Source organism: Candidatus Neptunochlamydia sp. REUL1, from assembly GCF_963457595.1.
GTDB lineage: Bacteria > Chlamydiota > Chlamydiia > Chlamydiales > Simkaniaceae > Neptunichlamydia.
Map to the genome: position 1 here is coordinate 237290 of NZ_OY735137.1, position 17433 is coordinate 254722.

The following is a 17433-nucleotide window of genomic DNA, read 5'->3' on the forward strand; positions in this document are numbered from 1 at the left end:
AAAGATAATTTTTTCATTTACAATTCACTAGGAAGTGGGTAAATAAAAATTATGATTGAATGTCATGAAGAGTTAATACTTGCTGGGCACATTCTGCTGGCTGCATTCCTGGGGGCTGTAATCGGGCTCGAAAGAGAGCGCCATGTAGGACTTGCTGGAATCCGGACCCATGCCGCCGTCGCTTTGGGATCTTGCCTATTTGGGTTTATTTCTATGAATGTCACCGGTCCTAGCTTCTCCAATACGATGACTGGAGCAGCTGACCCCTCACGGATTGCCGCTCAAATTGTCAGTGGTATCGGTTTCTTGGGAGCTGGTGTAATTCTTCGAGATAAAGGGCGTATTCGAGGCCTCACGACGGCAGCAACGGTGTGGGCCACTGCGTCGATTGGGCTTGCCGTCGCAAATAAAATGTATATCCTAGCCGTCTCCTCAACAATAATTATCCTCGCCCTCCTTTCCATGTACCGCCTTCCTGGTTGGATGAAGTGGAAAAAGAAAATCCAAGGGAAAGCTTACGACGACGATTGAGTCTCTTCTCTGCTCAAACCTAAAACCATAAATAAATAATTTTAATTTATTAAATATTATTAATTAAATTTATTTTATAATATTTAAATAAGTTATATTTATGATATAATTATGCTACTAACTTGGGGAAGTGATGTAATGATAGAGGCTTTAAGAACTAGCTCTCATCTCGCATATGATCGGACACTTACAGCAGGTCGAACAGGATCAGCGTATTACGTTGACCAGGGGCAATCGAGCACGGAAGTGAAATTCCTCGATGGCGAAAGAGTCTGCCATTCCTCCCAGCACTTTGATAGCAGAGATGATATGCTCTACCATATTGCTAGAGAGCGGATCAATGAAAATAAAAGACTCTGGGAAAATGGAGAAATCACAACGACAGAACGCTATTCCGGTTTCGAAAACGGTCTCATGGAAAGAATGACCGGAATCTGGTCTAGAACAAAGTACATTATAGATGCAGCCTACAAAAATCTTAGGAAAAATTTAACTCTTAGAGGATCTGTTCGAAAAGGACTCAAAGCATATGACCTTTCTCTCCTAAGAAAATCTATCACAAAAGCTGGGGTCAATTTTAGTGTAAAGGATGTTAGGGACTTTGTTGTAAAACCCAATATTGAATCACTCTCTTTTAGAGATTTATCTAAAACCTATTCAATCACGCGTTGGCATCACAATGGCGAATCAGATTATTCATTTACGAATGAACGAGGACAAAGAGAAATCCTCCAAAATACGGTAGTCTCAAGCAATGACCGGTCTTCAAAAGGAATCTCCATGATGCGCCGCATCAATGATTATACCACAGGCGAATCGATTGCTTACACAGGATGCGGAGATACTAAGTCCAAAGCTATGGAGCAACTGAATTTTATCTTTCAAAATGAACTCGCAAAAAATCCTGAAGCCCAAAAGGGACTGATTGAAACCGAAAATGGATATGAACTTACGTTTATGTTGAATAATCTAATGTCTTCAAACCTATTTCATGGCTCTGATGAAAGAAACTCTATCCTTAGAGAAAAAGCGATTTTTGATGCCCTTTCAGAGGGACCCATTACACTAACTGACAAAAATGAGAAAGAGCATACCGTCATGATCAAGCCCCTCTATTTTAATCAGGGATTTACCCCTGACTTAGATGGAAGATCTTGGAAACAGACTGAAATCAATCGCGAGGGCTACAGACGACTCTTTCCCTTGATCGATGATGCGATTGCAAACACCCCCTCGATCAGTGCAAAAGATAAGCAGTTGCTGGAGGCAGCCAAAGATCATCTCAGAAATCCTAGCACGCTTAAACCAGAAGAGGAATTCTTCTATCGCGATCTTGTGATGAAAATTTTAAAGATCCCTGTCATTGACCATTGCGCAAATAGTACCGACCAGACCTCTCTTGCAACTTCTATTTCAGCAGCCCTGCAAAGTTGGAGAAACTTAAGAAGAGATATTCCTACTCTGAATCCCCATGACATTCTGACTGACCCTCTTTTTAAAGAACTCTTCATCGCAAATATTCATGGGTGTCATCAAACAACCCAAGCAGCCCGTGCAGCAGAAGGGGAAATTAATGGGCAACAACAGCTCACCCATGCCCTTGGTTTTGATTGGACCGGCAATACTTCTATTCTCCTTCGAATGCTCCCAGATCGCTATCTTGATGAATCCAGGTTAAACCTTATGCATGATAGTCCCCTAGTTGATGGGCGCAATCTTTTAACGCCAGATGGAATGGAACTGTTTTATACAAATGAACACCCTCTTATTATAGAGCAGCAAAAAGCCCTAAAGGGAACATCTGTCCAGATTCAGAGTCAAACGGAGATAGAGATTTCTGAAGGAAAAAAATATTTCCAACCGATAGCAAATAAGGGATCCTATGGGTCCTATATCTACGTTGACTTAACAGGTAAAAAACTTGGCGTATTTAAATCAATAGATGCTGAATTTTCATGGGGTAAGCAAGTGAAAAATGCCTTATCATACATAGCATCAGTTCGAAATCAGGAAGGGTACCTACCCCTCCCTGAGTCACGTCACAAAGGGGCCATGATCTCCGAAAGAGCCACCCACTTGCTAGACAGAGTCATCGGCACTCAGTCAACTCCTAAAACCGAGATTGTTTCCGCAGACGGTCACAGGGGATCCTTTCAGCATTTCCTTCACGGATACCGAGAAGCTGAAGAAGTGGAGCTTCCAGGGGCTGCTGATGTTAATCTTTCAGATCTTGATAAATATCAGCGATTTGTCATTTTGGATTTTTTATTAGGAAACCTTGACCGTAAGCTAGACAATTGGATGGTGAGAATGACTCCTGATGGAAAACACTTTAGAGATATCAAAATGATTGATAATGCTAACTGTTTTCCAAGAGGTCATCTCCCTCAGCAGCTTGGTCCTCTTCCTCTTACGGTTGAAGGTTACCAAGTCGTTGGAGTTGATTTGTCCATGTGGAGCCAGTACCTGTGGAAAGATCTTGAGTTATCAAACTTTCAACTTACAGATAGCAGTAGGCGTCTTATCGCATCACTCACAGATGAAAAAGTCGATGAAATTATTCGCACGTGGCAAGAAGAGCTCGGTCTAGAATATTTTGAATCCTTTTTCGGTGAAGATGAGGGACAAGCTATTAAAGCTTTCAGAGACCGGGTCAAAGTACTACAAAAATTCAATGAAGGAACGGAGGATATCTCAATGCTTGCTTCCTACAATAATTATGAAACGATCAGAGCCTTCTTGGGAGAAGATGAAATGGAAGCTTCTCAAGCCGTTTTCTCATTTGCGTAACGCTATCTAGATTTACCTATTTACAAGTTTTTTCCTTCCAATTATACCGATAATAATTGGAAATTTTTCTTTGCAACAGTATAATTGCTTGCTAGCGATTGGGAGATTGATGTGCTTGGTATCTTTTTAGACTCAGAAACCAATGGTCTTAATGTCCGTAAACACCATATCTGCGAGCTTGCTTACAAAATTGTTGATGTGGAAAGTGGAGAGACCCTTGAAGCTTTCGAAACCCTCATCCATATTCCCTTTGAAGAGTGGGGGAAAAGTGATCCTGCAAGTCTCAAAGTTAATGGCTTTACGTGGGAACACCTAAAGGATGGAATGACGCTCCAAGAGGTTGCTGAAGAAGTGAAGCTTTCCTTCAAACGCTGCGGTATCCAAAGAAGCGGCGCTGTATTTATCTGCCAAAACCCTTCATTTGACCGCGCTTTTTTCACGCAGCTTATCGATGCAGACGTCCAAGAAAAGCTCAATTGGCCCTACCATTGGCTCGATTTGGCCTCGATGTATTGGATGAAGTGCCTCACTAGCAAAAGTCCAAATCCCTGGGATACAGGTATCTCTAAAGACAAAATCGCTAAGGCTCTTGGCCTCCCTACTGAAGCGGAGCCCCATAAAGCCATGAACGGCGTTGATCACCTGATGCTCTGCTATGAAGCTGTCGTCGGCTTTCCTACAGCTATAAACTGATCACTACTTAATTGGTCGAATAAGGCTTTCTGTCTTTCTTGATAGGAAGGGTGCGTATCCCCAAAAAAAAGATCCAAAAGCTTCATAAAGAACTTCGTATAGGGACTATCATATGATACTATAGCTTCTCCATCATTAAGAACCACTTGCAAAAAGAAAGATCCACTAACGCTGTACCCGGCTTTGGAGGTGTTGATCATGCCATATTGATCAGCCTCAAATTCTTGATGATGATCTCTAGAGCTAAAATAGCTCCACGCAATCACCTCAACCGCCGCTCCAATAATCATTGTTGTACAGATTGCGGTGACGGTTCCTATTAATGGTGCTAATTTAATTGCCAGCAACAGTTTCGCAGCGGAAGATAAGATGCTCCAAGCTAGTTCCTGTTCCAAAACTCTCATTCCGTGTCTAGCGTCAGCATGAATCATTTCATGGCCAATTAAAGCAGCAAGAACGTCTTTTTTTGTAACATTCTCATAACTGATTGTCTTTCCTGTTTCCGGGTCTACATACCCGTTGAAACCCATTTCTTTTTTATGACTTACAAACCGATCAATTTTGTCCAAATAACCTCGATCAATTGCAATTTTCCCACCAGGGTAACACGTAGCGTTGTTCCTTCCTATATCAAGAACAACAATGCTATAATCTATGTTTCGTATCGAGTGTACTTTTAAGTCTGATAATATCTTCTGACACATCCCAAGATCTTTATGGAAAACAATCCCCCCCCCCTGACCTACTGCACTAGTAAAAACAAATCCACCTATAAACTTTTCTATAACATCTGGAATCAGACGAAATTCTCGACATTGAGTATAAGGGTGTCTTGGGAAAAAATAATTAAATACGGAGGTTGCTATGGAAGAGGTTTTTGTGTTTAGAGGAGGCTCTTCTTGATTTTCATGAAGCTCAAAAAATTCAGCTCCAGTACTTCCTTCTGTTCCATCGATAATTGCAGACATAAATAATTCTCCTGAACTTTTATTGAAAATGGAGATATTTTACTAAATTTTTAGTTTAAAACAACATGAAAAACTATTTTATTAATACGAAAAACTATTTTATTAATGCTGGTAGCGCATGAGAAAGAGGAAGGTGGAGCTCAGTGGCAAGAAGGGCCTTCTCAATCCGATTCTGAATGATTTCTAGAGAGGGTAAAGGAACAGTGATGCGAGAGAGGACCTCTGCCTTATCCTGATAGAAAAGAAGAGAAGGGCTCGCGCCGCTTTGGAGAAGATGAAGGTCTCGATAGAAGTAGAAGAGGTAGGAAAGGGCTTCTTCCGCATTAGCACCTTCAGGAAGCTCTTTTGAAGTAGGGAGGTCGCCGCGGAGGAGACGGAAACCCACATGAAACATCTGCTCGGGAAGTAAATCCTTTTCTTTTGAAGCAAGGGTCCGTGCCTTATCAAGATTCCCATGAGAAAGAAGCGCTATTTTTCGCGCTTCACCAGGCTTTTTTTCAGGAATCAAGGCTGCAATAATTTCTTCTTCCGATAGAAGAGAAAAGGGAACACGAAAACACCTTGAGGTGATCGTGGGAAGAAGAAAATCAGGGCGAGAAGAAACAAGAATGATGGTGACCGGACCAAGAGGTTCTTCTAGGGTCTTTAGAAGGGCATTACTACTTGATGGAAGCATACGATCGGCTTCATAGATGATAAAGACTTTTCTGTCAGCTTCAAAAGGGGGCAGAGCTGTTTCATCAATAAACTGGCGAATAGAATGCATTGGATGGAGATGCGCTTTTCCCTCTGGATAAAGGTGGCGAAGGTCAGGGGGGTCTTTCTTGCTTGTCTTAAGAAGTTCCCGAGCGAACCCTTGAGCAAACTCCCCTTTTCCTACTCCCTTAGGCCCTTCAAAAAGGAGAGCATGAGGCGTCTTTTCAAGCAGCTTACTTAGGTGTTTTTTTACTTTTGAATTTCCTGGAAGCTCTTCTATTTTAGACATAGCAAATCGTTAATCTCTCCCATAGCGGCAGTATAAACAGAATCAACATCTTTTGAAGCGTCGATGACATGGAACCTATTGGGTTCATCCTTAGCAAGGGAGAGAAAGGCTTCACGCACGTTTGTGTGAAAGCTAAGGTTTTCCTCTTCCAGGCGATCATAGGTGTTTTTTTGCTTAGCGCGAGAAAGTCCAACTTTAGGGTCAAGATCTAGATACAAGGTCAGGTTAGGAACTAGCCCATCCGTTGCAGCTAAACAGAGCCCGCGAAGAAGATCCACATTCAAAGAACGAGCCACGCCTTGATAAGCCAGCGTGGAATCATTAAATCGGTCACAGAGAACAATTTTCCCTTCTTCAAGAGCGGGCAAAATGAGCTCCTGAACATGCTGAGCACGATCAGCTAGATAGAGGAATAATTCACTTTGCCGACAGACAGGACTTTTCTTTTGATGAAGCAGAAGGTTTCGGACTTCTTTTCCTAAAGAGGTGCCACCTGGCTCCAGCGTCGAAACCACCGAGTGCCCCTTTGCTGTAAGCACATCGTAAACTCGATTGATCAGGGTGGTTTTCCCTGCCCCTTCCCCACCTTCAAAGGTGACGAAAAGACCTTTATTTCGTTTCTTCACTCTCTTTTTCTTCTTCTTCGAGGTGTTCGATCTTTTGCATAGCAATTAAAGTATCGCTATTTTTTAGATTAACGACTTTCACTCCTTGAGTAGAGCGTCCCATTACTCGGATATCTTGCATACTAAGGCGAAGGGTATGCCCAGAGCTCGCCATTAAGACAACACTGTCCTTATCACCAACAGAAAGGGCTCCAACCACTTGTCCATTACGCTTGCTGGTAATAATCGAGCGGACTCCTACGCCTCCTCGCTTAGTGTGTCTAAACTGTTCAACGCTAGATCTCTTTCCAAAACCGTTTTCGCAGACAACGAGGACGGTCTCATTGCCACGCACCACTTCACAGGAAACCACGCGGTCGCTGCTACTTTTAAGTTTGACACCGCGAACTCCTCGAGCCACTCTTCCCATTGTGCGCACCTGGTCTTGGTCAAAGCGGACTGCCATTCCTTCATGAGTAAAGAGCATCATTTGTTCTTTAAGACGAACGATATGAGCAGCAATCACTTCATCACCATCATCGATATTGATCGCATAGACCCCTTTTCGGCGAGGTGAGCTGAAGGACTCTAGAAGAGTTTTCTTCACCACTCCCCGCTTGGTAGCTAAAAGGATCGAAGCCCCTTCTTCGTCGAAACGACGGACTCGGAGCTGCGCTGCAATTTGCTCCCCTTCGCTTAGCCCTTCGAGGAGGTTAACAAGTGGCTTTCCTTTTGAACGTCTGCCTGACTCAGGAATTTGCCATACTTTGACCCAATAAACACGGCCAAAGTTTGTGAAGAACATAATAGTGTCATGGGTTGAGGCAACATAAATGTCTTTAATTGTGTCGGTCTCTTTCTTATGATCAAAACCAATCACACCTTGCCCACCCCTTCTCTGCTCTTTAAAGGTTCCAATCGGCATTCTCTTGATGTAATCATCATTGGAGATGGTCAGGATCACTGGCTCGTCAGCAATCAGATCTTCCATCTGAAACTCTCCCTCAGCAGGAACAATCTGTGTCTTTCTTTCTGTTTTATCAAAAGCTTGCACTTCTTGAAGTTCGTCCTTGATGATCCCTCTTACAAGAGTTTCACTCGCAAGAACTGCACGGTAATGGGCAATCTTTGCTTGAAGATCGGCGTACTCCCCTTCAATCTTTTCTTTCTCCATTCCGGTTAATTGATAGAGTTTGAGATCAAGAACAGCGTTGACTTGGCGGTCGGAGAACTCATATTTCTCGATTAGTTTGAGCTTAGCCTCGTCCCTATTTTGGCTTCCTCGAATCAACTTAACAACTTCATCAAGGTGATCTAGGGCTTTAAGGTAACCTTCTAAAATGTGCGCGCGTGCTTCAGCTTTGTTGAGTTCAAAGCGCGTTCTTGCACGAACAACTTCAATACGGTGATCGATCCAAGCAGCAATCATCTGCTTGATATTCATGATACGAGGAAGGCCTTTATCAAGGGCTAGCATATTGCAACCAAAGGTCACCTGCATATCGGTAAATTTGTAGAGTTGATTGATAATAACGTCAGGAATTTCTCCCTTCTTCAGTTCAATCACCACTCGCATTCCATCTTTGTCGGACTCATCTCGGATATCAGAAACCCCAGTGATTTGCTTATCATTCACAAGATCAGCAATTCTCTCGACAAGACGGGACTTGTTCATATTGTATGGAACTTCGTCAATTACAATACGTTGCTTATCTGAATTTTTGATATCTTCAACATGAAGAGTTCCTCGGAGCATAAGCTTACCGCGACCAGTATGGAAAGCTTCTTTAATCCCTCGGTAACCACAAATCATTCCACCTGTTGGAAAATCAGGGGCAGGCATCACTTCCATAATCTCATCGATCGAAACTTTTGGATTGTCGATCAGCATCTCAGTTGCTCTGCAGAGCTCTTTCAAGTTGTGGGGAGGAATATTCGTTGCCATCCCAACCGCAATTCCAGAGGATCCATTACAAAGAAGGTTAGGGAATTTCGCAGGAAAAACTGTTGGTTCTTTTTTGGTTTCATCGTAGTTTGGAGCATACTCAACTGTTTCCTTATCGAGATCCTCCATAAGAGCCATCGAAGGTTTTGTAAGACGTGCTTCTGTATATCTCATTGCAGCAGGAGGATCACCGTCGATAGAGCCGAAGTTTCCTTGCCCCTGCACCATTGTGTAGCGCATCACCCAATCTTGTGCCATTCGGACAAGGGTGGGATAAATGACTTGTTCACCATGAGGATGGTAATCCCCAGAGGTGTCACCACAAATTTTCGCACATTTTCGATGCTTAGCCCCTGGGCTCAAATTGAGCTGCCTCATCGCAAAAAGGATTCGACGCTGTGAGGGTTTAAGACCGTCGCGAACATCTGGAAGAGCACGGGCAATAATAACCGACATGGAGTAACGGAGATAACTCTCCTTCATCTCCTCTTCCACACTCCGTGGTACAACAGTTTCTCCTTCAAGGTAGGACATGATTTCTCCTATTAAATATCTAAGTTTTTAACCGAAAGGGCGTGTGATTCAATAAATGCACGGCGTGGTGCGACTTCATCTCCCATGAGCATCGTAAACATGTGGTCTGCAGCAACAGCATCAGGCATCGTGACCTGAACAAGAGTCCGGTTAGCGGGTTCCATTGTCGTTTCCCAGAGCTGATCTGCATTCATCTCACCCAGACCCTTATACCGTTGAATCTCGATCCCTTTCCTTCCGTTTTTGCGGAGGAATTCGATGAGTTCTTTCAGGGTATAAATTGGGGTTTCTAGCCCCCCTTCCTCAATAATATCCAATAGCTTTCCCTCAGCCTTTACATACTGATCAAGAGAAAAGCTATAGTTAGAAAGTTTTTCACGCAGAACTTTGAGCTTTCCATCCTCATAAAGCTCAACAAAAGAGAGCAATCTTGGAGTGAATTCCTTCATCTCATCGGTTTGCTCCTCCTTGGGAATTGATGCAAGAGTCGCTTCATGCTCTACACGCTGATTCTCTTCATTCTGTTTCTTCAGCTCTGAAAATTCATTGTTCGAATAAACAAAAGTATGCTCATCGTTCATGATCACATGAAAACGAGGAAGCACCCCTTCTTCGTTCTGAGCTCCTAAGAACTCGCGGAAAGGAATCCCTTTCCGTTCGATTGACGAGATGAGCTGCTCCACTTCTAGAATTCCATAAAGGAGAGTTTTAACCTCATCGTGCTCCAAACATTCATTATGGGAAGCAAGCCTGAATGTAACGTCACTAATTCCCAGGTTAAGGAGATATTCATCCATTTCTCGTTCCGAATGGATATATCGACCCTTTTTCTTTCGGCTGACTCGATAGAGAGGTGGCTGTGCAATATATACGTAATTATTTTCAATAAGCGCCGGCATATGACGGTAAAAGAAGGTCAGTAGAAGTGTTCTAATATGGGAGCCATCAACATCGGCATCCGTCATCACAATAATTCGATGGTAACGAAGTTTTTCGATGTTGAAGTTGTCCTTTCCGATTCCACATCCAAAAGCAGAAACCATCGTTCCCACTTCAGTGTTTTGCAAAACCTTTTGAAGCCGCGCTTTTTCAACGTTTAGGATCTTACCACGAATCGGCAAAATCGCTTGAAAACGACGATCTCGTCCCAGTTTCGCAGAACCACCTGCAGAGTCCCCTTCAACAATATAAATTTCACATTTAGTTGGGTCACTCTCTTGACAGTCGCTCAACTTACCAGGCAGACGACCGCTATCGAGTGCCGTTTTTCTAAGCGTCAATTCTCTTGCTTTCTTAGCCGCTTCGCGCGCTTGTGCAGCTAAAATGGCTTTGTCAACAATCGTTCGGGCTATAGGGGGATTCTCATTAAGGAATGCAGTAAACTCTTCTCCAACAAATTGTTGGACAACAGAAGCTACTTCACTATTTCCAAGCTTTTGTTTGGTCTGCCCTTCAAACTGAGGATTTGCAATCTTTATCGAGAGGACAGTTGTAAGCCCTTCTCGCATATCTTCCCCAGTCACAGAAACTTTTGAATTTTTGAGGAGACTATTGTTCTTGATATATGTGTTAAGGGAGCGGGTAAGTGCCGAAGAAAAACCTGAGACGTGCGTTCCTCCGTACTTTGTCGCAATGTTGTTCACATAGGAGTAGATAGACTCAGAATAGGTTCCATTCCATTGCATCGCAATTTCAAATTCAATAGGCCCATCGTGAAGTTCTTTGCCACCAGTGATGTAGATCGGTTTTTCAAAAAGAACTGTTTTATTCTCATTGAGATATTTCACAAACGATGAAATTCCTCCCTCGTATTTGAAAACCATCTCTTCCAGGGCTTCATCTCTTTCATCACGGAAAAGAATCTGAATACCACGATTAAGAAAAGCAAGTTCGCGAAGGCGATTGAGAAGAATTCCATGATCATATTCTGTCACAGAAAAAATCTTGTCATCGGGGACAAAGTGAACTTTTGTTCCTCTTTTATCAGTCTCCCCCTCTGCTTTCAGAGGCTGAATAACCTTTCCTCGAGAAAACTCAATATTATGTAATTTTCCGTCCTTATAAATCTCTACTTGCAGAAGTTTTGATAGAGCATTAACACAACTGACACCTACACCATGCAACCCACCAGAAACTTTATAGGTACTCTTGTCAAATTTACCCCCTGCGTGAAGAATGGTCATGACTACTTCAACAGCAGAAATCTCTCTACCCTGTTTCTTTGATTCTTTCTCATGTTTCCCAACAGGAATCCCTCGACCATTGTCCTCGACAGTAACAGAATTATCCTCATGCACAATGACTTGAATAAGAGAGCAATAACCAGCCATGGCTTCATCAATACAGTTGTCCACCACCTCGTAGACCAGTTGATGCAGACCATTTGTAGCCGTATCACCAATATACATCCCAGGTCGCTCTCTAACCGCTTGAAGACCTTCAAGGACCGTGATCGAGCTAGCAGTGTAGTCCTGCTGGCGAGGATCTTTATCTTTTGTCATTGTCATAATTTCCTATTCGTTTTTATCCTATCCTAAAAAAGATGTCCCGAAAAGTGACTTTCGGAAATCTCTTTTGAAACGCCGCCAATAGGCGAGGTTTTTCGTGCTCAACGAGCAAACTATTAAGAGTAGAGTTTTTCACTTGCACCTTGAGAACTCCATCCTCAAAGCCAACTGCGCGGGACATTTTACTAATTCTCTTTCCCACAATCTCAGGCCATGCGCCTAGTATTTGGTCTGGCTTATCATTTAACTTCGCAGAAAGATCGGACAAAATCTCCGGAAATAATTCCTTGATCTGTCTTCCTGTCGGCGTAGCTCCATCATAATTTCTAGGTATCCGTTTTTTCATTCACCGCCACACCAGTTACTTTTTCACACTATAGAAAAATCAGGTCAAAAGCGCAAGTAAATTATAACAGAAAACACGATATAAATGGACTCTAAAATCACAAAGTTTTCCTTGATATAAACTGTTTTGTTTTATAACCCTTACACCCTTAAAACTAGTAACCTACGAATAGGTTTTGCGACCCATTTAAAAAGCCATTGCCTTTCTTTTAATGCCCTATAAACATCTGCTCAAAGACACATAATACTCACCGCATCAGCAGAGATAATAATCACGTCGGTTTTACCTTGTTTTTTTCAAAGCAGATTGCTAGTGTTGGGTTCTTAGATGGAGTTTTTGTGAATCAAGTAGCTGAAGAATCTAGAGAAGAAGTTTGGAAGATGTTCGATCAAATCTCACCGAAATATGATTTGGTTAATCATCTACTTTCGTTTGGAATCGATAAGTATTGGCGTCGACAGTTAATCCACCACTTACCTAAAGGAGATGATGTCCGCCTTCTTGATTTAGCAACGGGTACAGGCGATCAGCTGATCACTATTGTTAAAAAGGCTAAGCAGGTTAACTCTGCACTAGGGCTTGACATGTCTTTAGAGATGATTCGAAGAGGGCAGCGAAAGATTATTGACAAACCCTATGCACATCAGATCACCTTGATGGAAGGGGACGCCACAGCAATCAACCTATTAGATGAGACGGTTGAGTGTGTCACAATGTCATTCGGCATTCGTAACGTCACAGATGTCGATAAATGCTTAGAGGAATGTTTCCGCGTCCTAACCCCTTGTGGCCGCGTGATGATCTTGGAGTTTTCACTCCCTAGGAATCGAGTTATTCGAGGACTTCATCTCTTTTATTTGCGTCATGTACTCCCTAACTTTGCTGGATGGATTTCCAGAAACCGCAAAGCCTACCGCTACCTGAACAATACCGTTGAATCCTTTCCTTACGGAGAAGCTTTTTGTGACAAAATCAAAAAGGCAGGATTCTATCGTGTTAAAGCCTATCCCTTAACTTTTGGAATTGCAACCCTATACGTTGGAGAAAAACTTCCGTGCGGCAACGACTTGTAACCTCTTCTTCTGAAATCCTTAAATCTTTATTAAACACCCCCTTTCGCCCGGAGCCATTTACTCTGAATGGAAAAACCATCCCTCATATGCGCCTTGAAATCCCCTTTCCGGTCAATGATCTTTTTGCATGGCTTGAAGCGCAAACTCTCTATCCAAAAGTCTATTTTGAAACCCCTCATGATGGGATTGTCGCAGGGGTTGGAAGCGCGATGAAAATCAGTCATATTCACCACTTCAATGGTGAATCTGCGCCTCAATTTTTTGGTGGGAGAGACTTTATGAAACGGAAAAGAAAAACTTGGAAGGAATTTCCAGAGTGTGCTTACTTTCTCCCCTTAATTCAAATAGAAAAACGAGACACGGGAACCTATCTTTGTATCAATCGCCTCGCTGAAACCCTCAATTTTTCTATAGAACCTGAAGCTTCACTGCTTAACTCTCTCAAGCTCGGATCCCGTTTTGACTCCCCTTCCTATTCTGTATGGGAGCGAGAAGTCAGTGAAATTTTAAAGGGAATCCGTCAAGGAGACTCTTTAAAGGTTGTCCTTGCAAGATGTACAAAAATTGAGACTGCAGAAAAACCTTCTGCATACTCGATTTTGAAGATGCTTCAAGGAAAGAATCGTTTTGCCTTCCAATTTTCAAAAGATCAAACGTTTATTGGGAATTCTCCTGAAACCCTCTACCGCAGAATGGATAATCGAATTGAAAGTGCTGCAATTGCAGGAACCCGTGCCCGAGGCAAGAGTCCTGAAGAGAATGCTAAGTTAGAAGATGCTCTATTAAATTGTCCTAAAGAAAGACATGAATTGCAAGTCGTACGAGACACAATTGTTTCGACTCTATCACCTCTTTGTCAATCTTTGCAGATTGATAGCTGCAAAGTATTGCAAACACCTAATGTTCAACACCTCCACCACCACATTGAGGGTGCTTTAAAAGAGGGGTTTTCAGATGAATCACTAATAAACGCATTGCACCCCACTCCAGCGGTCGGTGGATTTCCTAAAGAAATAGCCTTCACAGAAATTGGAAAGAGAGAAGCCTTTGATCGGGGGTGGTATGCCGCTCCCATCGGCTATATCTCACCTAACCAATCGCATCACCTTGTTGCGATTCGCTCAGCACTCGTCGAAGAAGACGCCATCCGCCTTTTTGCTGGAACCGGACTGGTTAATGGATCGAACCCTTCAAGGGAGTGGGATGAACTTGAGCATAAAATATCTCAATATATGGGGATTTTATGAGAACGGATACAGGAACTCTTAATGAACTCTGGACTCGCCTCATCATCAAAGAGCTCATTCACCATGGGATCCGATCTTTTTGCATCAGCCCTGGTGCCCGATCAACATCCTTAACTATTGCTGCAGATAGCCACCCCCTTTCTGAAACCTTTGTTCACTATGATGAGAGAGGAATGGCTTATCACGCTCTTGGCTATGCCAAAGGGAGCAGACAACCTGTCGCTTTGATTGTAACATCTGGAACGGCTGTTGGAAACCTCCTTCCTGCTATCATGGAGGCCCATCATGACCATGTCCCCCTCATAGTTTTGTCCGCTGATCGTCCTCCAGAACTCCGTGACTGTGGAGCTAACCAAACAACCGACCAGGTGAAAATTTTTTCAAACTTTGTTAAATGGCAAGGAGACCTTCCCTGTCCTGACAGCAAAATCCCTCAAAGTTATGTTGGAACAACGATTGCTCAAGCAATGAGCCACGCTCTAAGTGGCCCCCAGGGACCGGTTCATCTCAACTGTATGTTCCGTAAACCCTTCCTTGACCTTGAAGATTCCACTCCTGTTTCATTGCATCTTTCAAGTCGCTCTGTCCATTCAGCTGAAACAACTCTCTCCATGGGGAAAACAGTGCTTGATGAAGCCACTTTAGAGCGTATTGCCGATGAGCTTTCTGAGTATGAAAAAGGGTTGATTATCGTCAGTGGAAGCACCCATTTTGAAGAGGTAGAACAAATTTATAGTTTGTCACGCGCGTTGCAATGGCCTATTTTTCCTGATATTTTCTCATCTGTTCGCAGCTCCGGAGGTGGATATGGTGTGATCCCTCATTACGATTTGCTCCTAAAAGCCATTGGTGCCCACGAAGATTATGCTCCAGAGGCAATTTTGCAACTTGGGGATCGTTTTGTTTCCAGCAAGTTAATCGATTGGATCGCATCGGGAAAACCAAAAATTCACTGCCACGTCTCTCCCCATGGTGAAAGAAAGGATCCCATCCACTCAGTGACTCACAGAGTCTCTTCAGACCTTAACCACTTTCTCGATAACTTCCCTCCATATTTTTCCGGACGTTCCCCCTCGAAGTGGTTTGAGACATGGAAAGAACTCAATCAACTTACAAAAAAAGGAGTCAAAAGCTATTTCGTCGAACATAATGATTTTTCTGAACCCCTTCTTTTTCACTCTCTCAAAGACAATATTCCCTCAAGAGCAGCTCTCTTCTTTTCTAATAGTATGAACGTCAGAAATGGCGATGCTTTTTTTGCACCAGCAGGACCTGTCGGACCCATTTTTGGAAACCGAGGACTCTCAGGAATCGATGGAAATATTGCCACGGTTGCTGGAGTTGCTCGTGGAACCGGAAAGCCTGTGATTGCGTTTGTGGGAGACCTTGCTTTCCTGCACGACCTTAACTCGCTTGCCCAACTCAAGGATCTCCCAATAAAACTCATTATCATAAATAACAATGGCGGAGATATTTTTAATTTTCTTCCGATTGGGGAAGAAAAGGAGTTGTTTACCACTCCTCAAAATCATCTTTTAAAACATGCCGCTCTACTGTTTGATCTCCCCTATAAAAACCCTCAGACAGCAGATGACCTAGCTGGGCTTTTAAGCAAACCTGGCCCTCTTATTATCGAAGTTAATACGCTTCAGGGGCAAAACCTTGCGATCCACAAGGATCTCCTTTCGAACCTACAGGAAATTCCTTCTCGGTTGACCCCGGCCGCTTCATGTTAACCTTTCTCCATGGTTTCTTAGGAGTAAAGGAGGACTGGGAAGGTATCACTGAGCATCTAAATGCACCCTACCGTTGCCTAATACTACCTGGGCACAAGGGACGTTCCCTGAATCTTAATGATTTTGAAGATGAAATTGGAGATGGTGTCACTCTCGTGGGATATTCGATGGGAGGACGCCTTGCGATGCACTATGCAAAAAAATATCCATATCGAGTGAATAAGCTAATCCTCCTGTCAGCAAATCCTGGAGAAGAAGGAGAAAAGCGCCTTCAACAAGATGAAAAATGGGCTCGACTTTTAGAAGATGAGGGAATGGATCGATTTGTAGATCAATGGTATTCGCAGTCTCTATTTACAGGCCTTCATATTAATCGAGAAAGAAGACGTCATGATCCACTAATGCTTGCGAATGTCCTCCGAAAATTCAGCCCTGCTCGCCTTCCTAATTTATGGCCAGAGCTAGAGAGTTTTTCATGCCCCTTGATGTTTTTATTTGGAGAAAATGATATAAAATATCGCTTAATTGGAAAGAGATTGCAGAAGCAATTTCCCGTGGCGTGGATCCCGAGCAGTGGGCATGCCGTCCATTTAGAAAACCCAAAAAAGTGTGCTGAATACATTATGGAGGCATTATGAACACTGCTGCTGAAACACGAAAAAACTGGCAAGTTGCTGAAGAATATACCGACATTTTATTTCACAAAATGGGGGGGATCGCAAAAATTACGATCAATCGCCCTTGGATTCACAACGCATTTCGCCCACTAACCGTTCAAGAAATGGGCAATGCTTTAGAAAATGCTCGGAATGACCAGGAAATTGGTGTGATTATTTTGACAGGCGCAGGAGAAAAGGCATTCTGTTCAGGTGGGGATCAATCGATACGAGGAGAAGCAGGATACAACGATGGAGAAGGAGTTCACCGTTTGAATGTTCTCGATTTTCAAAGACAAATCCGCACATGTCCAAAACCAGTTGTAGCCATGGTTGCAGGCTATGCTATTGGAGGAGGTCATGTCCTTCATGTAGTGTGCGATCTTACGGTTGCAGCAGACAATGCAATTTTTGGTCAGACAGGCCCAAAGGTAGGGTCATTTGACGGGGGGCTCGGGGCAAGTTACTTAGCTCGGATCGTTGGGCAGAAGAAGGCACGGGAAATTTGGTATCTCTGCAAGCAATATAATGCCGAAGAAGCCTTGGAAATGGGACTCGTAAACACTGTTGTCCCTCTAGAAGATCTCGAGAAAAAAACGATTGAATGGTGCGAAAAAATGCTCGAGCACTCTCCCTTAGCGCTGCGTTGTTTAAAGTCTGGACTAAACGCCGATTGTGATGGAGAAATAGGACTACAGGAACTCGCTGGAAATGCAACGCTCCTCTACTACATGTCTGAAGAGGCTCAAGAAGGACACACCGCCTTCTTAGAAAAGAGAAAGCCAGACTTTTCAAAATTCCCTAAGCGCCCATGAAG

14 protein-coding genes are annotated in these 17433 nt (G+C 43.2%); 8 read left to right on the forward strand and 6 right to left on the reverse strand.

The annotated features are described in order from the left end of the window. Positions 1–51 precede the first annotated feature (51 nt). From R2I63_RS01580 to R2I63_RS01590, 3 genes are all read left to right on the forward strand, one after another. The gene (locus R2I63_RS01580; RefSeq protein WP_316358114.1) at positions 52–531 is read left to right on the forward strand and encodes an MgtC/SapB family protein; all 480 of its coding nucleotides are present in this window, start codon (positions 52–54) and stop codon (positions 529–531) included. A gap of 111 nt (positions 532–642) precedes the next feature. After that, entirely contained in the window at positions 643–3321 is a 2679-nt protein-coding gene (locus R2I63_RS01585; protein WP_316358116.1) for a hypothetical protein, read from the forward strand. A gap of 111 nt (positions 3322–3432) precedes the next feature. Next, complete coding sequence (locus R2I63_RS01590; protein WP_316358119.1) at positions 3433–4014, forward strand: 3'-5' exonuclease; 582 nt, start codon at positions 3433–3435, stop codon at positions 4012–4014. On the opposite strand, the gene R2I63_RS01595 is transcribed toward R2I63_RS01590, so the two are convergent. The 6 genes from R2I63_RS01595 to R2I63_RS01620 form a co-directional block, all read right to left on the reverse strand. Continuing rightward, positions 3975–4982, reverse strand: a complete 1008-nt coding sequence (locus R2I63_RS01595; RefSeq protein ID WP_316358121.1) for a M48 family metalloprotease — start codon at positions 4980–4982, stop codon at positions 3975–3977. The genes R2I63_RS01590 and R2I63_RS01595 overlap by 40 nt on opposite strands. Before the next feature lie 94 nt (positions 4983–5076). Further along, on the reverse strand, positions 5077–5967 hold the full coding sequence (locus tag R2I63_RS01600) for a DNA polymerase III subunit (protein ID WP_316358123.1): 891 nt from the start codon (positions 5965–5967) through the stop codon (positions 5077–5079). Next, positions 5955–6593: a dTMP kinase gene (tmk, locus tag R2I63_RS01605; protein ID WP_316358125.1), complete on the reverse strand. Its 639-nt coding sequence runs from the start codon at positions 6591–6593 to the stop codon at positions 5955–5957. Before tmk ends, R2I63_RS01600 begins: the two co-directional genes overlap by 13 nt. Beyond that, on the reverse strand, positions 6577–9051 hold the full coding sequence (gyrA, locus tag R2I63_RS01610; RefSeq protein WP_316358127.1) for a DNA topoisomerase (ATP-hydrolyzing) subunit A: 2475 nt from the start codon (positions 9049–9051) through the stop codon (positions 6577–6579). Before gyrA ends, tmk begins: the two co-directional genes overlap by 17 nt. A gap of 11 nt (positions 9052–9062) precedes the next feature. Next, complete coding sequence (gene gyrB / locus R2I63_RS01615; RefSeq protein ID WP_445083651.1) at positions 9063–11558, reverse strand: DNA topoisomerase (ATP-hydrolyzing) subunit B; 2496 nt, start codon at positions 11556–11558, stop codon at positions 9063–9065. Between the two features lie 16 nt (positions 11559–11574). After that, positions 11575–11904 (reverse strand): DUF721 domain-containing protein, encoded by a 330-nt coding sequence (locus R2I63_RS01620; protein WP_316358131.1) that lies wholly within the window; start codon positions 11902–11904, stop codon positions 11575–11577. A gap of 338 nt (positions 11905–12242) precedes the next feature. Here R2I63_RS01620 and ubiE point away from each other — a divergent pair, with 338 nt between their 5' ends. Genes ubiE through menB form a run of 5 tightly spaced genes read left to right on the forward strand, consistent with a single transcriptional unit; the run spans position 12243 to position 17431 of the window. Next, a complete protein-coding gene (ubiE, locus tag R2I63_RS01625) occupies positions 12243–12977 on the forward strand; it encodes a bifunctional demethylmenaquinone methyltransferase/2-methoxy-6-polyprenyl-1,4-benzoquinol methylase UbiE (protein ID WP_316358133.1) in 735 nt (244 codons plus the stop codon). Then, positions 12959–14224, forward strand: coding sequence for an isochorismate synthase (locus tag R2I63_RS01630; protein ID WP_316358134.1), 1266 nt, complete (start codon positions 12959–12961; stop codon positions 14222–14224). Before ubiE ends, R2I63_RS01630 begins: the two co-directional genes overlap by 19 nt. Further along, a complete protein-coding gene (gene menD, locus R2I63_RS01635) occupies positions 14221–15960 on the forward strand; it encodes a 2-succinyl-5-enolpyruvyl-6-hydroxy-3-cyclohexene-1-carboxylic-acid synthase (RefSeq protein ID WP_316358135.1) in 1740 nt (579 codons plus the stop codon). The genes R2I63_RS01630 and menD overlap by 4 nt, the downstream gene beginning before the upstream one ends. Beyond that, positions 15954–16598, forward strand: coding sequence for an alpha/beta fold hydrolase (locus R2I63_RS01640; protein WP_316358138.1), 645 nt, complete (start codon positions 15954–15956; stop codon positions 16596–16598). Before menD ends, R2I63_RS01640 begins: the two co-directional genes overlap by 7 nt. Next, positions 16595–17431 carry a 1,4-dihydroxy-2-naphthoyl-CoA synthase gene (gene menB, locus R2I63_RS01645; RefSeq protein ID WP_316358140.1) on the forward strand — a complete coding sequence of 279 codons (837 nt, stop codon included), beginning with the start codon at positions 16595–16597 and terminating at the stop codon, positions 17429–17431. Before R2I63_RS01640 ends, menB begins: the two co-directional genes overlap by 4 nt. Positions 17432–17433 lie beyond the last annotated feature (2 nt).

Coding starts and splice junctions, on each gene's coding strand:
- R2I63_RS01620 (WP_316358131.1), bottom strand. CDS start 11,904: ATGAAAAAACGGATACCTAGAAATTATGATGGAGCTACGCCGACAGGA.
- menD (WP_316358135.1), top strand. CDS start 14,221: ATGAGAACGGATACAGGAACTCTTAATGAACTCTGGACTCGCCTCATC.
- R2I63_RS01640 (WP_316358138.1), top strand. CDS start 15,954: ATGTTAACCTTTCTCCATGGTTTCTTAGGAGTAAAGGAGGACTGGGAA.
- R2I63_RS01580 (WP_316358114.1), top strand. CDS start 52: ATGATTGAATGTCATGAAGAGTTAATACTTGCTGGGCACATTCTGCTG.
- gyrB (WP_445083651.1), bottom strand. CDS start 11,558: ATGACAATGACAAAAGATAAAGATCCTCGCCAGCAGGACTACACTGCT.
- menB (WP_316358140.1), top strand. CDS start 16,595: ATGAACACTGCTGCTGAAACACGAAAAAACTGGCAAGTTGCTGAAGAA.
- R2I63_RS01585 (WP_316358116.1), top strand. CDS start 643: ATGCTACTAACTTGGGGAAGTGATGTAATGATAGAGGCTTTAAGAACT.
- R2I63_RS01600 (WP_316358123.1), bottom strand. CDS start 5,967: ATGTCTAAAATAGAAGAGCTTCCAGGAAATTCAAAAGTAAAAAAACAC.
- gyrA (WP_316358127.1), bottom strand. CDS start 9,051: ATGTCCTACCTTGAAGGAGAAACTGTTGTACCACGGAGTGTGGAAGAG.
- R2I63_RS01595 (WP_316358121.1), bottom strand. CDS start 4,982: ATGTCTGCAATTATCGATGGAACAGAAGGAAGTACTGGAGCTGAATTT.